This window comes from Streptomyces sp. 11x1 (genome assembly GCF_032598905.1).
Taxonomy (GTDB): domain Bacteria; phylum Actinomycetota; class Actinomycetes; order Streptomycetales; family Streptomycetaceae; genus Streptomyces.
The window spans coordinates 4,185,941-4,199,999 of sequence record NZ_CP122458.1 but is presented as its reverse complement, the minus strand read 5'-3'; the positions used below and the strand labels follow the sequence as shown (position 1 = coordinate 4,199,999).

Annotated in this window: 13 protein-coding genes; 2 read left to right on the top strand and 11 right to left on the bottom strand. The window is 72.8% G+C overall.

Going from position 1 to position 14,059, the window contains the following annotated elements; all coding sequences use genetic code 11:
• Positions 1-83: 83 nt before the first annotated feature.
• The 11 genes from P8T65_RS18230 to P8T65_RS18180 all read right to left on the bottom strand — a co-directional run bounded on the left by P8T65_RS18230 (position 84) and on the right by P8T65_RS18180 (position 11,843).
• Positions 84-1,313: a tetrahydrofolate dehydrogenase/cyclohydrolase catalytic domain-containing protein gene (locus P8T65_RS18230; protein ID WP_316726353.1), complete on the bottom strand. Its 1,230-nt coding sequence runs from the start codon at positions 1,311-1,313 to the stop codon at positions 84-86.
• An 8-nt stretch (positions 1,314-1,321) separates the two neighbouring features.
• Positions 1,322-1,780 (bottom strand): hypothetical protein, encoded by a 459-nt coding sequence (locus P8T65_RS18225; RefSeq protein WP_316726352.1) that lies wholly within the window; start codon positions 1,778-1,780, stop codon positions 1,322-1,324.
• A gap of 133 nt (positions 1,781-1,913) precedes the next feature.
• Positions 1,914-2,330, bottom strand: coding sequence for a DUF4913 domain-containing protein (locus P8T65_RS18220; RefSeq protein ID WP_316726351.1), 417 nt, complete (start codon positions 2,328-2,330; stop codon positions 1,914-1,916).
• Complete coding sequence (locus tag P8T65_RS18215; RefSeq protein ID WP_316726350.1) at positions 2,327-4,078, bottom strand: TraM recognition domain-containing protein; 1,752 nt, start codon at positions 4,076-4,078, stop codon at positions 2,327-2,329. The genes P8T65_RS18220 and P8T65_RS18215 overlap by 4 nt, the downstream gene beginning before the upstream one ends.
• Positions 4,079-4,362: 284 nt before the next feature.
• Positions 4,363-5,862: an ATP/GTP-binding protein gene (locus P8T65_RS18210; protein ID WP_316726349.1), complete on the bottom strand. Its 1,500-nt coding sequence runs from the start codon at positions 5,860-5,862 to the stop codon at positions 4,363-4,365.
• Positions 5,859-7,352 (bottom strand): SCO6880 family protein, encoded by a 1,494-nt coding sequence (locus P8T65_RS18205; RefSeq protein WP_316726347.1) that lies wholly within the window; start codon positions 7,350-7,352, stop codon positions 5,859-5,861. Before P8T65_RS18205 ends, P8T65_RS18210 begins: the two co-directional genes overlap by 4 nt.
• 315 nt (positions 7,353-7,667) lie before the next feature.
• Positions 7,668-8,861: a hypothetical protein gene (locus P8T65_RS18200; protein WP_316726345.1), complete on the bottom strand. Its 1,194-nt coding sequence runs from the start codon at positions 8,859-8,861 to the stop codon at positions 7,668-7,670.
• A gap of 1 nt (position 8,862) precedes the next feature.
• On the bottom strand, positions 8,863-9,663 hold the full coding sequence (locus tag P8T65_RS18195; protein WP_316726344.1) for a hypothetical protein: 801 nt from the start codon (positions 9,661-9,663) through the stop codon (positions 8,863-8,865).
• Between the two features lie 31 nt (positions 9,664-9,694).
• Positions 9,695-9,991 carry a hypothetical protein gene (locus tag P8T65_RS18190; protein ID WP_184904751.1) on the bottom strand — a complete coding sequence of 99 codons (297 nt, stop codon included), beginning with the start codon at positions 9,989-9,991 and terminating at the stop codon, positions 9,695-9,697.
• A gap of 1,046 nt (positions 9,992-11,037) precedes the next feature.
• A complete protein-coding gene (locus tag P8T65_RS18185; RefSeq protein ID WP_316726343.1) occupies positions 11,038-11,298 on the bottom strand; it encodes a hypothetical protein in 261 nt (86 codons plus the stop codon).
• A complete protein-coding gene (locus P8T65_RS18180; RefSeq protein WP_316726342.1) occupies positions 11,295-11,843 on the bottom strand; it encodes a DUF6668 family protein in 549 nt (182 codons plus the stop codon). The genes P8T65_RS18185 and P8T65_RS18180 overlap by 4 nt, the downstream gene beginning before the upstream one ends.
• Positions 11,844-12,193: 350 nt before the next feature.
• Between P8T65_RS18180 and P8T65_RS18175 the strand changes: the two genes are divergently transcribed.
• Together P8T65_RS18175 and P8T65_RS18170 are read left to right on the top strand one after the other, a co-directional pair.
• Positions 12,194-13,228: a peptidoglycan DD-metalloendopeptidase family protein gene (locus P8T65_RS18175; protein WP_316726340.1), complete on the top strand. Its 1,035-nt coding sequence runs from the start codon at positions 12,194-12,196 to the stop codon at positions 13,226-13,228.
• Positions 13,229-13,302: 74 nt separating this feature from the next.
• A complete protein-coding gene (locus P8T65_RS18170; RefSeq protein ID WP_316726338.1) occupies positions 13,303-14,058 on the top strand; it encodes a hypothetical protein in 756 nt (251 codons plus the stop codon).
• The last annotated feature ends 1 nt before the right edge of the window (position 14,059 follow it).

The window sequence follows — 14,059 nt, the reverse complement described above, 5'->3', positions numbered from 1 at the left end:
TGCCCCCTTGCCCTCTCCCTCCTCCGCTTTCGTCCCTCCCCCGCCAACCCTCTCCTTCGGTCGGCTGACTGCTCCACGTTTCCTCAGCGGCCCGGGCCGCCCGGTGTGGGTGGGGTCGGTGGCTTCGGTGGGGTGGGGAGGTGGGGGCGGGCCGGGGCGGACGGGCCGGTGGGGGGTGTCGCCGGGCCGGGGCCGAGCCCGCCGGCTCCACCGCTCGCCCCACCCGTACGGCGCTTGGCCGCCTCCGCGACCGGGTTGCCGGAGGCGGGACCGTGCGGCCCCATCGCCGGACCCTGCTGCCCCGTGATCCCCTGACCGGTCGGCGACCGCTGCCCGGCCGCCGACCGGAGACTCGCCGACCCCTGCCCGGGGCCCGCCTTCGGCCCGGCCACGGCCGACGCCACCTCCGGCTTCGGCGCCTGCTGGGCGGTCAGCTGGTCCTTCGTCAGGTACGGGCGGGGTTCGACCTTCCAGGACCGGGCGTTCGGGTCCACCTCGCGGCGCACGACGCGTTCCATGAGGGTGGCCATCTCGACCGGGCCGATGCCGCCGGGGACGGGCGTGAGGTGCTGCGGGATGTCGTACGCCGCCCGCTGGACGTCGCCCTTCACGGTGCCGTCCGCCTGCGGGACGAACCCGGAGTCGACGACGAGCCGGTGGTGGGGACGGAGGTGGTCGGGGCCGAGGATGCCGGGATTGCCGGTGACGGAGACGACGATGTCGGCGTCGCGTACCCGCCGGAGGTCGTCCCCGGCGTCGAGCTCCATCAGCCGGTGGCCCTGCTCGCGCAGGGTGGTGACGACGCCCTGTCCGACGAACCCCTTGCTGCCGACGACCGCGATCACCGGGTCGTCCTTGGCGAAGGGTTCCACGACCCGGCAGATGCCCTCGGCCGTGGCGCACGCGGCGTAGGGGGAACGGCCCTTGGTGAGCGCGTCGATGTCCTTCGCGGGATCCATGCGCTGGACGAGCGGCTGGAGGTGGGCCGGCGGCGGGAACTGCACGATGATGGCCCGGGTCGCCGCGTCCTGGTTCGCCTGCTCCAGCACCGCCGCGAACTGCGCACGCGTGGTGCCGGGCGGCATCACCACGTGGTTCGCCTCGAAGCCCAGGTGCTCGAAGCTCTTCACCTTCTGCTCGGCGGAGACCTTCGACGCCTCCAGCTTCACCTTCCACTCCGGCGGATCGTTCTCCGCGGGCTGGAAGCGGATGATCGTCACCCGCTGTCCCGTCGGGGCCACGTCGTCCCGGTAGCGGGCGTACAAGTCCTTCGCCTGGCGCAGTACGTCACGCCCCGACACACGCTCGGTCATCCGTCAGCTCACCCCCGGGTCGCTTCGTGGTCGATGCGGGCGAGCACCTGGGGCACGGGTTCGAGCCCGTGGCCCAGGAGTTCCTCCACGTCCCGCGCGGTGAACGTACGGTCCCCGGACAGGTCGTCGACGTGTCCCTCCGGGCCCGCCGTGAGGACGATCTGGGTGAAGGACTCCGGCCCGGTCGGGTCGTGGTACGAGAACGCCCCGAAGTGGGCGATCCAGAAGACCTCGACCGGCTCCGCGCCGAACGCCCGTCGCAGGGCGGGCAGTACGGCGTCCGCGACGCTGCCGAAGTCGTCGGTGACGCCCCGGTCGTCGGGGTTGCTCGCCAGCTCCGACACCACCGCGACCACCCGGCCGGTGACGGTGGAGCGCACCGCCCGCACCAGCGCGTGCGCGCGCCCCGCCCGGCGGTGGCGCCAGTCGACGACGTCCTCGAAGTACTCCAGGGTCGGGTTGTCCATGGTTGTCTCTCCCGTCGGCCGCGGACGACGACCGCTTTCGGTCCGTTTCCGCTGGTGGCCGCCTTGTGATCGGCTGCGCGTCGGTTCAGGGTAGGGGGGTTGCCCGGCGGGTCCGGTAGGAGCCCGCCGCCGCTCAGGACCCCGTCCCGTACGGCTCCACGGTCGGCGGTTGCTTCGCGCGGTGGGCGCCCTCCTTGCAGCCCGCGAACGGGCCGCCGGGGGAGCGGAGTTCGGCCAGGACGGGTCCGAGGTGGTCGCGGTGCCACACCGCCGGACCCGTCGGGCCCGCCGTGGGGTCGGTGAGTTCCTGCCAGGCCAGCCACAGGGCGTGCAGCCGGGCCACCGCCTCCAGGTGCTCCCACCAGCGCGGGCACCAGGGCTGCTGCGAGCTGACCTCCCGGCCGTAGACCGGGAGCAGCAGGTCCCCGACCCAGACGGCCAGGCCGTGCATCTCCTCGGCGTACTCGGCGCCGTCGAGGTAGAGGATGAACGGCGGGCCCACGGCGGGCAGCGGCTGCTGCGGGCCGGGCTGTTCGACGGTGGTGGTCATCGGAGGATCCTCTCTGTGGCTCGCGCCGTGATCGCCTTGACCTCGGCCTGCGCGGCCAGCGCGATGCGGTCGGCGCCGGGCTCGGCGTACCAGGGGCGGAGGCGGACCAGCGCGGGTTTGACGCCGGTGGCGAGGAGGAGGGCGGTGCCCTTGGGGAGGGCGCGGATACGGTCGGCGGGCAGGATGCGTTCCAGGCGGTACGACGTCGAGCGGGAACGCACGTCCTTGCCGCGGGAGTAGCTGACCGTCGACACGTCGTGCTCGCCGACCAGCCGCGAGATCTTCTCGACGAAGTCCGCGTCGTCGAGGCCCGCGCCGAGCAGCTTGACGGTGGCGGCGCTCCACAGCGCGTCCATCCCCGCCTCGCCCCACACCCGGCTGCCCTGGCGGTAACTCTGGAGCAGGGTCACGACGTTGATGCCGCGCGAGCCGAAGTGGGAGTAGAGGTCGGGCAGGTCGGAGATCCGGCAGACGTTGGCCGCCTCGTCCAGTACCGCCGTCATCGGCGGGTCCAGGCGGCCGCCCATCCGCTCCGCCGCCACGACTCCGGCGCGCAGGACGGAGTCCGCGCAGGCGGCGATGACACCGGCGGCCGAGCCGCCACCGTCCTTGGAGAGCAGGTAGAGGGTGTCGCAGGACAGCACATGCCGTTCGGGCAGGAACTGCGGCAGCTCCGGGTCCGGGCTCACCCAGGCGGCGATCGCCGGGTCGAGCAGACAGGCCACGCACTGGCGGGCCGTCTCGTAGATGCCGTCGCGGGTCTCCACCGCGCCCTGGACGGTGCCCTGGAGTTGGTCGGCGAGGGCCGCCATGCCCGCGTCGCGCAGCAGGTCGACGGGTGTGCGGTCGGCCGGGTCCGCGAGCCAGGCCAGCACCTCGCCGACCTGGCGTCCGCCCCGGTTGGCCGCGTGGAAGAGCGCGGTGAGCGTGTTCTGGGCCGCCGAGATCCAGAAGTCCCGCTTGGAGGCGTCGTCGTTGACCGCGCCGACGAAGTGGCCGGCCAGACGGCGGGCGCCCTCGATGGTGGCCGCGTCGGCGAGCATGTCCCACCACAGGCCGCGCGGGGTGTGGGCGATGCCCTGCGGGTCGAACGTCCAGACCGTGCCCGCGCGTTCGCGTTCCGCGCGGGTCACGCTGTACACGTCCGCCTTGTTGGACGTCAGCAGGACGCTGCCGCGGGCGCGCAGGACGCGGGGGACGGCGATGCCGGTGGACTTGCCGGCCCTCGGTGCCATCAGGTCCAGCTCCACGTCCTCGTAGCTGCTGCGGAGTTCGGGACCGCCGGGTTCCAGGTTGCCGAGGAGGTTGCCCGTGTCGTCGGCGGGGAGCCTGCCGGACTTCGGCAGGGACGGGCGGAGTTGGCGGGCGCGGGCGGCGGCGCCCTTCGGGAGGAGGGTGGCGAGTTCGCGGCGGCCCGCGAGGCCGGTGGGCTTTCCGCCTCGGCGGGTGATGAGGACGACGGGGGTGATGAGCAGGGTGAGGGTGGCGCCGAAGACCGTGCCCATGCCGGCGGTGAGGGTGCCGGGCGAGGTCGTGGGCCACAGGGGCGTGGGGCCGTCCGTGACGAGGGTCTTGAGGGTGGTCAGGGTGAAGGGGGGTGGGTGCCAGCCGGCGCCGGTGAGGGCGGCGGCGAGGGTGCCGCCCAGCCAGGCGGTGAGGAAGAGGGTGCCGATGAGCAGGGCGGCGCCGGGGATGATCCAGGGCAGTAGGTCGTCGGTGGTGGTGTGCTGGTGCTTGCGTGTGGCCATCTCTGTTCCCCCGTCAGCTGATCGGACTTTTCTTCGCCCCCGCCGCCCCTACCCGTCCCGTCACCAGGGGCTGCGCCCCTTGGACCCCCAGGCGTCCGTCCGGTGGGGGCTGGTCGCGCAGTTCCCCGCGCCCCTGAAGAGCGGGGGCTTCACCCCGCGCTTTTCAGGCCCGCGGGGCTTGGGCTTTCAGGCCTGCGGGGCCTGATGCTTTTAGGGGCGCGGGGAACTGCGCGAGAAGCCCCACCGGACCCGCACCCGCCGACGCACCCACCCGGCCCACCCCACTAGGCGCCCTTCACCAGCGTCGGAGTCCACCGCGTGTTCGTGTTGTGGAGTTCCCGCTCCGTGTCCGTGATCGACACCTTGATCGGGATCCCGGGCCGACCACCCACCTTGATCAGGAAGCGGCCACGACCCGGCGGCTCCTCGTTGCCCCCCGTGCTGGCCCACCCCGGCGGTGACGACCACGACGACACGAGGTCGATCTCCCGCTCCGACAGACCGACGATCTCCCCGAGCTCCCTCATCTCCGTACGGGGAAGCCCCGCGCACACCACCATCCCGGCCCGCTCCACGAACCCGCGCGCCTTCGCCCGGTCCGCCTCGCTGCCCAGCGCCTCCGCGTCCTTCAGCGTGTGCGTGATCTTCGCGTCGCCGAGGCCGAGGGACCGGTTGAGCCGGGTGAGCGCGTCGATGCGTTCGACGATGCCGGAGGCGGCACGCAGCGGGCGCCACAACTCGTCCAGCACCGTGAAGAACCAGCGCTGCGGTGCCAGACCCGCGTCGGCGAGCGCGTGGGCCGCCGCGACCGTGCCGAGGCCGTCCGACCACGCCGCCAGCATCGCCGCCGCCGTGAGCTGCGTGTCCGCCTCGCCGATGCGGGAGATGTCGACGCAGACGGCGGGCGAGGCCGGGTCGATCCGGGTGGAGGTCTCGGCGGCGAAGGTGTCGCCGAGCGGCCCGTCCAGCACACCCAGCAGCGAGCGGTGCAGCGGGTCCACCGCCTCCTGGTAGCGCGCCACGTCGCCCCGGTCGAGGGTCACCGCGCGCACCCGGTCCGGGCCCTCGTCCAGGACCTTCAGCAGGTCCGGGAGGAGCGGCGCCCGGCCCGGCTTCGTACGTTCCGTCAGATGGTGCAGGCAGGCCGAGAGGACGGACTGCTCGTGGTCGTCCATCGGGCGGCCCCGGACGATCGTGATCAGTGCCGCGACCATGTTCAGCACCCGGCCGTGCGCCTCCGCCGCCAGGATCCGGCCCCGTTCGCCGCCGATCCGCAGCGCCGCCTCGCCCATCGCGCCCGGGTCGAGGACGTTGATGCCGCCCACCCCGCGCCCGATGGAGATCACCTGGCCGCCGAGCGCCCGGACGGTGTCGGCGTAGTCGGGCTTGAGGTCGCCGAGGACCAGCGGGGTGATGCCCGTGGCCGCCATGCCGATCAGCATGCGGTTGACCAGCGTGGACTTGCCGAGGCCCGGCATGCCCAGCATGAACAGGGACGGGTTGGAGATGTAACGGGCACGGGTGAACCAGGAGATGGGGTCGCCGCAGACCGTGGCACCCGTGTGCAGGTGCTGGCCGAGCGGCACACCCGTCATCGGGGCGCCGGAACCCGCCGCGAAGGGCCACAACCCGCACGCCTGGACCGTCGTGGCCCGCCACAGCGCGGGCGGGTCGACATGCCCGACCTGACCGCCGCCGGGGCCGAACCACCCACGCGGGGGCGCCACTTGCGGCCGTACGGGACGGGTGGGACGTGCGGAACCTTCAGCAGCGCGCTTGCTCACAGCGCCTCCCGGATCTGGTACGGAACGAGGGTGTGCTCCCACGGCAGCAGGCCGACGGGGAGCGTGCAGGTGAACGCGGAGGCCTGCATACGGTCGGCGGGGCGCATCAGGATGCGCGAGGACGCCTGGAGGTTGCGTACGGTGATCGCCGCGTCCGACAGCTGCTCCTCGTCGTCGACGGTGACCGTCACCATCAGCGAGAACTCCACGAGCCCGGCGCCCGCCGCCTCCTCGGCCGCCGTCTGCTCGGCCGCCTGCATCTCGGAACTGGCCCGCGCCTGGACCAGCCCCCGCTTGGAGCCGGCCATGAAGTGTGCGGCACGCCGGTCGGCCTCGACGATACGGGCGGAGGTCGCCGGGTCGATCGGGCGGTAGACCAGCGAGACCCGCTTGCGGCGGGTGCCCGACGCCGGCTCCAGCAGGCCCCGCAGCACGCTGGACCGGACCGTGCCGCGCGGCGCCAGCGTCAGCATCCAGGTCCGCGAGACCCCCGAGTCGTGCTTGTACGACTGCACCGTCTCCACGGCCGCCGCCGGGCCCGCATCCGCCCAGTCGAGGCCGGTGGTGGACTGCTCGGCCCGCGCGCTCAGCACATCGGGGGCCACGGCGGGGTCGTACGCCACCCGTACGATCTCCGCGAGCCGGTCGGCGGAGAGCGGGTACGCGGAGCCACCGCCGGCCGCGACCAGGCCCGACAGCAGGCCGGGCAGCCGCATGGACAGGTCGGTGACGACATCCTGGACGTCCCGCTTGGGGCCGCCCGTGGGGCCGTAGGTGAGCGCGATGTAGGTGTGCATCTCGGAGGAGGCGGACGGGTAGCGCGCGACGACCTCCTCCATCACCGCGCGGGCCGCCGCCGGGGCGTCCGGCGAGATGCGCGGCAGCACCTCGGCCGCCAGCCGCGTCCCGGTGTCCGGCGCGGTCTCCACGACGACCTGGGCGCCACGCAGGCCCGGCTCGTGCGAGAGCCGGGAGAGCCAGTCGCCCCAGGACGCCACCCAGATGTCGACCTGCTCGGGGTCGACCAGCGAACCGCCGTCCGGCTCGCAGGCCAGGACCACCGTGCAGAGATTGCGGCCGGGGTGGTGGATCACCCCGAAGGCGCGGTTGTAGGCGTCCCGGCCCTCGTACATCTTGGTGCGGGCCAGCAGGCCCGGCGGCTGGAAGCGGCCGCCGGGACGCTTGGAGAGTGGGCCGGAGACGTACGTCGTGGAGCCGTTCGCCTTGCGCCTGAGCCAACCGATACGCACCGCGACCACCTGGTAGATGTTGCGGCCGTCCACCGTGCGCAACGCGAGCGGCGCGAGGAAGAGGCCGAGAGGGATGAGGACGAGGACAGCGGCCAGCAGCGAGACCAGCGAGGCGAGCAGAGCGACCAGGAGTCCGCCGAAGGCCACGACGGTGCCGAGGAGGCCCAGGGGGCCGAGGCCGGGGCGGCGGGGGCGGCGCCAGTTTCCGTAGGTGGGACGCGTGAGGGCGTCGGTGGACATGGGGTTCCTTCTTCCGGCTGAGGTCGCTGGTTTCCGAGTGCCGTCGCTGGGCGCGGGGTGCCGCGTGCCGCGTGCCGCGTGCCGCGTGCCGCGTGCCGCGTGCCGCGTGCCGCGTGCCGCGTGCCGCGTGCCGCGTGCCGCGTGCCGCGTGCCGCGTGCCGCGTGCCGCGTGCCGCGTGCCGCGTGTTGGGTGCTGGGTGCCTACGAACTCGGGGCGCTGGGGTCGGATGGCGGCTGCGGGTGGTGCGTGGTTGCTCGCGCAGTTCCCCGCGCCCCTGGAATGAGGGCCTGCGGTCCCATTCCAAGGGCGGGGGCTTACTGGTTGTGGCCCTTCATCCCGTCGTTGTCGTCCAGGGAGCCCGCGACCTCGGAGGCCGCCTGCATGCCGGTCTGGACGACTACGGCGGCGGCCTGGACCGCGACGGCCGCGCCCGCCGTGGCCGCACCCGCGGCGGCGGTACCGGCCGCCGCGCCGGCGCCCCCGGCACCGCCCGCGGCGCCGCCCGCCGACGAGCCCGCACCCGAGGACGGCGAGCCCTGGGGGCCGGCGGAACCGCCGCCCCCGCCGCCGCCCGACTGTCCGGCCGCGCCGACCGCACTGCCGGCGATGCTGACCGCGCCGGAGGCCATGTTGTTGGCGACGCCGAGGGCGACCGTGCCGCCCGAGGTACCGCCGAGGGCGGCCGTGGCCGGGACGATCAGCTTGAGCAGGGCGGGCAGCGCGAACACCGCCATGATCAGCATGCCCATGCCGGCGATGACCTGGTTCAGGTCCTTGGTGCCCTTGGTCATCGAGGTGGCCGAGTAGATGATCAGGGCCGCCGCCGGCTTGTACAGCAGCCAGGCCGCGAGCCAGCCGATGTGCTTCTTCCACCAGCCCTCGCCCCACCCGGTCATCGAGGAGGCGGCGGCCAGCGGCAGTGTGCCGACCAGCATGATCAGGACTCCGATACGGATGTACATCAGCACGATCTGCACGAAGCTCGACAGCATCACCAGCAGACCGAAGATCAGCACCAGACCCGGTTGGTTGAGCGTCAGCACGCCCAGCATCTCGGTGGCCTCGTCACCCAGGTTCGATCGCGCGTAGACGTCCTTGGCGTACGCGTCCGACGCCCTCATCAGGGCCGTGACCACGGGGACGGAGGCCGCCCCGACGAGGATGACCTTCCACATCCCCATGAACGCCTGCCGCATCGACTGGCCCTTGCGGTCCACGGCCATCCGGATCGCGGCCAGCAGCAACGAGGCCACCGCGACGTAGGCGACGATCCAGTTGACCTCCGCGGTGATCTGACCGATGGGACTGGCGGCGGTCGCCTGGCCGTGGCCGCCGCCGTTGCCCGTCGGGTTCTCCACGTCGATGTTCAGCCAGACGCCGTTGAGCGCCTTGAGCACCTCCGCCGCGCCGTCGCCGATCGCCTTGGCGAAGACGACCACGGCACCCTCGGTGAACTGCTTGCCGCCCTCTTCGATCACACAGTCGTAGAGCTTCCAGGAGCAGGCCATCTCACGCCTCCCACGTGACGAAGCCGTCGGTGCCGCTGACCTGCGACACCCCGCTGTAGACCGTGCCGTCCCGGTCCGGGGCGAGCTTCCAGTCGCCGTCCCGCCAGCGCACGGTGACCGAGGCGGAGCCGAAGCCGCCCTCGCCCATGCCGCGCACCAGGACCATCACGGTCGCCTGCGTCTCGTCGTACGACAGGACCGTGAAGCCGGCGTAGCCACCGGCGTCCGGCGAGCCCGTGGTCGACTTGTTCGTCTCCTGGGAGCGGCTCGCGATCAGCGCGTCGCGGCCGGCGCCCGGCACGACCTGCTTGTCGACGACCTCGCGCCAGCCGTCGTAGCTGAGGTGGTCGGTGATGGAGTGGACCGCCATGACGGCGCCCAGCGGGGTGTGGGCGAAGCAGGACCAGACCGGACCGTCGTACGTGCGCGGGCCCGCCGCCTTGGAGACCGGGACCAGGCCGGTGCCGTTGGCCTTCCAGTGGAAGTCGCGCGGCGCCTCGGTGGGCTTGTCCTGGTCGCGGTCGTCGGTGCGGCAGCCGGCGGGCCGCTTGTCCGAACCGCCGTCACCGCCACCGGAGTCCGAGCCCGGGTCCGAGCCCGCTTCCGAGGACGAGGTCGGTGCCGGGTCCGGATCGCCGGCCGCGCCGGTCGACCCCCCGCCGCCGTTGCCCGTGATCGCGAAGAGCACCGCGAGGACGAGCAGGACCGCCAGGAACCCGGCCGACAGGACCCAGCCCCGCTGCTGCCAGAACGGCTGCTCCCACTCTCCGCTGCCCCCGTGGGCCCGGCCGGAGTTCGGCATCGTCGCTCCCCCTTTCGACGTGCTCGGACGACTAGAAGACGAAGTTCACGAGCGGGCCGGCGGTGGCGACCAGGACACAGCCGCCGAGGACCATGCCGAGTCGGCCCATGTGCTCCGAACCCTCGCCGCGGCGCATGGAGATCGCCATCATGGCGCCGCAGATCAGCACACCCGCGACACCGGCGGCGGTGCCGGCCCAGGCGACGATGCCGAGCACGGTGTCGACCTTGCCGGTGAGTTCGGCGGGGGCGTCGCGGTTGGGGTTGGGGACCGTGCCGTCGGCCAGGAAAACGGACTGATGAGCCTTGGCGGCTATCGCGTGCAGCATGTGGTTTCTCCCCGTGGTCTCGGCCGTCCCGCCGTGGGCGGTGGGCCGACGTCGACCGATGTGAGCGGATGGGACATTGGTTGCTTTCGGGGCCGGCGTGATGTGCCCGGGTTCCCGGTCGCTCTGTGAGCTTGGCGACTGCTGTGAGCCGAAACCAAGCGATGTAGTGATCCAGCACCTGTCGGTGACGTGCTCGTGACAGACGGGAACTCCTCGTCATGTCCGGGACAGTGACGAGCCGTCAGAAACGTCGGGACCTGCAGTTAAGTGGAAGGTGTCGCACCGACGTGCGAAGAGAGCGACGTGTCCATGTGCGACGGGCCGCGCGTCCTCGCGCGGCGGGAGTCATGTGTTCTTGCGCGTCGGGGCCGCGCGCCGGGGCTGTGACTCGGCGCACGACGGGCGCGTACCAGCGCGTTACGAGAAGCCGCCTGAAGTCACGGCGGAGGCCGCCCGAAGCCGCGGTGGAGGCTGCCAGAAGCCGCGGTGGAAGCCGTCAGGCGTGGCGGAGGCTGCCTGAAGATGCGGCGGAGGCTGTCCGAAGACGCGGCGGAGCCGCCTGAAGGCTCGGCGGAAGCTGTCAGGCGCGGCGGAGGCTGCCTGAAGTCGCGGTGGAGGCTGCCCGAAGCCGCGGTGGAAGCTGTCAGGCGCGGCGGAGGCCGTCGGAAGATGCGGCGGAGGCTGCCTGAAGTCGCGGTGGAGGCTGCCCGAAGCCGCGGTGGAAGCTGTCAGCCGCGGTGGAAGCCGTCAGGCGCGGCGGAGGCTGCCTGAAGATGCGGCGGAGGCTGTCCGAAGCCGTGGCGGAGCCGCCTTGAAGGCACGGCGGAAGCTGTCAGGCACGGTGGAGGCTGCCTGAAGTCGCGGTGGAGGCTGCCAGAAGCCGCGGTGGAAGCCGTCAGGCGCGGCGGAGGCTGCCAGAAGACGCGGCGGAGGCCGTCGGAAGACGCGGCGGAGCCGCCTTGAAGGCACGGAGACCGCCCGCCGGTTCCCGTGAACCCGGCGGGCCGTCGCCCTGTCCTACGCCCGGTGTCCCGCTCGGCGTCCCCCTACAGCACGAACCCCACGATCGGTCCGGCCGTCGCGCCGATGATGCAGGCGCCCAGGACCACCGCGAACTGGGAGAGGTGCTCGTCGCCCTCCCCGGCCCGCAGCGAGATGGCCATCCGCGTGCCCACGATCATCAGCCCGCACACGCCGGCCGCCGTGACCAGCCAGGCGAGGATGTTCAGCACGTAGTTGAGCTCGTTGGTGACCACGGCCGGAGGCGCGGCCAGCGTCGAGGCGGCGGCGTACAGGGTGCTGCTCATGGGGTCCTCCCGGTCAGACGGGCCAGTGCTGCGCTCTCCCGGGGCGGCGGGCCGGTGAGATCGCCGGTGCGCCAGGCGGGCACCCACGGCACGCGGTAGACGTCTATGACGGAACCGATCACCTTCACGCGCTGCACCAGTTGCCGGGGCAGCCGGCCGGGCGCGTCCGCGACCAGCACGATCGCGTCGAGGTCGAGCCCCGGCGGCGCGTCGCCCCGCCGGAAGATGTCCAGGGTGTGCGAGACCGCGTCGAGCCCGGCGGCGTGCGTGCGCCCCACCAGGAGCACCGACCCCGGCTCGCCCTGGTCGGGACGCGGCCAGTTGCGGCCTGCGTCATGACCGCCGAAGACCGTCGCGAGGGTGGTGGACCCGGCGCCGCCGTGCGTGGCGACCCAGGAGAACCGCCGCGCGCTCGCCGCCGCCAGGGGCGCCGGGTCCGGCGGCCGTGCCTCCGGCTCCGTCACCGGACCCCGCACCCAGATCTCCGGCCCGGCCGCCGCCTGTCCCGTCTCCGGCCGCATCACCGCATCACCGCTCTCCACCACTCCCCGTTTCCGACGCTGATCACAGCGGCCCGCTCGGCGCGGTCCGCCCGTCGCAGTCTTCCTGAGCCCGTGGCGCCCGTCGCACCCGGCGGGGCGCCGGCCGCCGTTGCGTGCCCGGCGCGACGCCCATCACCGATCTTCACGGCGTACGGGCGGCTTGGGAATCGGCACGTGAGTTCCTGCGACGAGCCTGTGACGCACCGGTGACGCGCGGAGCGGGGGTGAGCGGAGAGACTCGTCTGACTGGACCCAAGTGGCAGGAACATGACGGAACGACGTCACCAGGAACATGACGGAACCGCGTCACCGCATCTCGTCCCGTCCCGCCACTTCGACGCTGAGGGGAGCAGATGTCCAACGGGGGAGGGTCCGTCACGACCTGGGTCGTCGGCGGCTGCGTGGCGGCCGTGCTGATGCCGGTGGTCATGATGGTCGCGGTGAGCGGCGGCGGCGAGGCCGAGGCCGAGGAGCAGGGTGTCGGGGGAGGACTCAAGTCGGGCCAGGTACCGGCCGAGTACGTGCCGTGGGTGCTCAAGGCGGGCGCCATGTGCGACGTCATCAAGCCCGCGGTGATCGCCGCGCAGATCGAGGCCGAGTCGGGCTGGAACCCGAATGCCAAGTCCCCGGTCGGCGCCGAGGGGTTGAGCCAGTTCATGCCCGGCACCTGGCCGAGTTGGGGCAGGGACGACGACGGCAACGGCCGCGTCTCCCCGTACGACCCCGGCGACGCGATCATGGCCCAGGGCCGCTACGACTGCGCCCTCGCCAAGCAGGTCCAGGGCTACAAGGACCGCGGCCAGGCGACCGGCGAGACCCTCGACCTGGCGCTCGCCGCGTACAACGCCGGTCCGGGCGCGGTGCAGAAGTACGGCGGCGTCCCGCCCTACACCGAGACCCAGAACTACGTCGCCCGCATCAAGTCCCTGATCTCCAAGTACGAGTCGGTCGACGACCCGCCGGGCAAGCTCCCGGACGGCCGGGAGATGGCGATGCCGCTCTCCGGCAACCCGCCCGTGACCTCGCCGTACGGCTGGCGCATGCACCCCACGCTCGGGGTCCGCAAACTGCACACCGGCATCGACTTCGGCGCGGCGTCCGGTACGCCGGTGCTCGCCGCCCGCGACGGCGAGGTGACCTTCGCCGGCTGGAGCAACGGCTACGGCAACCGTGTCGTCATCTCCCACGGAACCATCAACGGCGACACCATCTCCACCACCTACAACCACATGCTGTCCGGCCTCAGCGTCGGCGTCGGCGACAAGGTCAAGGTCGGCCAACGCGTCGGCCTGGTCGGCTCGACCGGCTACTCGACCGGCGCCCACCTCCACTTCGAGGTGCAGCAGAACGGGGCGTACGTGAATCCGGCGCCGTGGCTGGGGCTGTAGTGAGGATGACGACGGGTGCGACGGGTTCGACGGGGCAGGCCACTGAGGTGAGGAGGGGAACCAGGGTGAACGTGATGCGCGATGCGCGCGGGGGGCGCGAGGAACGAGCCGCGCGCGGGTCCGGCCGCTTCGGCGGGGTCGTCCGTCGGGCGGGCGTGATGGTGCTCGCGACCGTGACCGGCGTCGCGGTCCTCACCGCCTGCGGTCTGGAGGACCACCGCGAGACGGTGGGCGGCTCCACGGCCACGTCCGAACCGCCCTTCACCCCCAAGGCCCCCCTCCCTTCGGGGAGGTCACTCGGCCCGGACGCCCGCGTCCCGAAGCCCACCGGCGTCGACGAGACGGACGCGACCGCCGTCGCCGAGGCCTGGACCGAGGTCGCGTACGGCCACGACACCAAGTACGACACCGGCCCGCACGACGCCGTACTGCGCTCCGCGCGCTGGTTCACCGCCGCCAAGGCGAAGGCCGAGCGCTCGTACCGTCCCGCGAGCGGCGCCGGCGAACAGTGGAACTCCTGGGCCGCGCACCAGGCGTGGACCACGGTCGAGGTGGAACCGGACGACGACGGGGACGCGCCCTCCGACTCGGCCAGGGACGCCTACCGCGCCCTCTTCGTCGACGGCACCGCACACGGCCGCGACGGCTGGACGGGCACCGGCCCTCAGGCCACGGTGTACGTGAAGCTGGTGCGCTCGGGCAAGGGCGAGCCGTGGCGGGTGGACGAGGTGCGTACGGTGGAGGCAGCGATACCGACACCGGACCCGTCCACGTCGGCCGCAACAGCCAACCCCGCAACTCCTCTTTCTCCTTCTGCCCGACCCGAGTGAG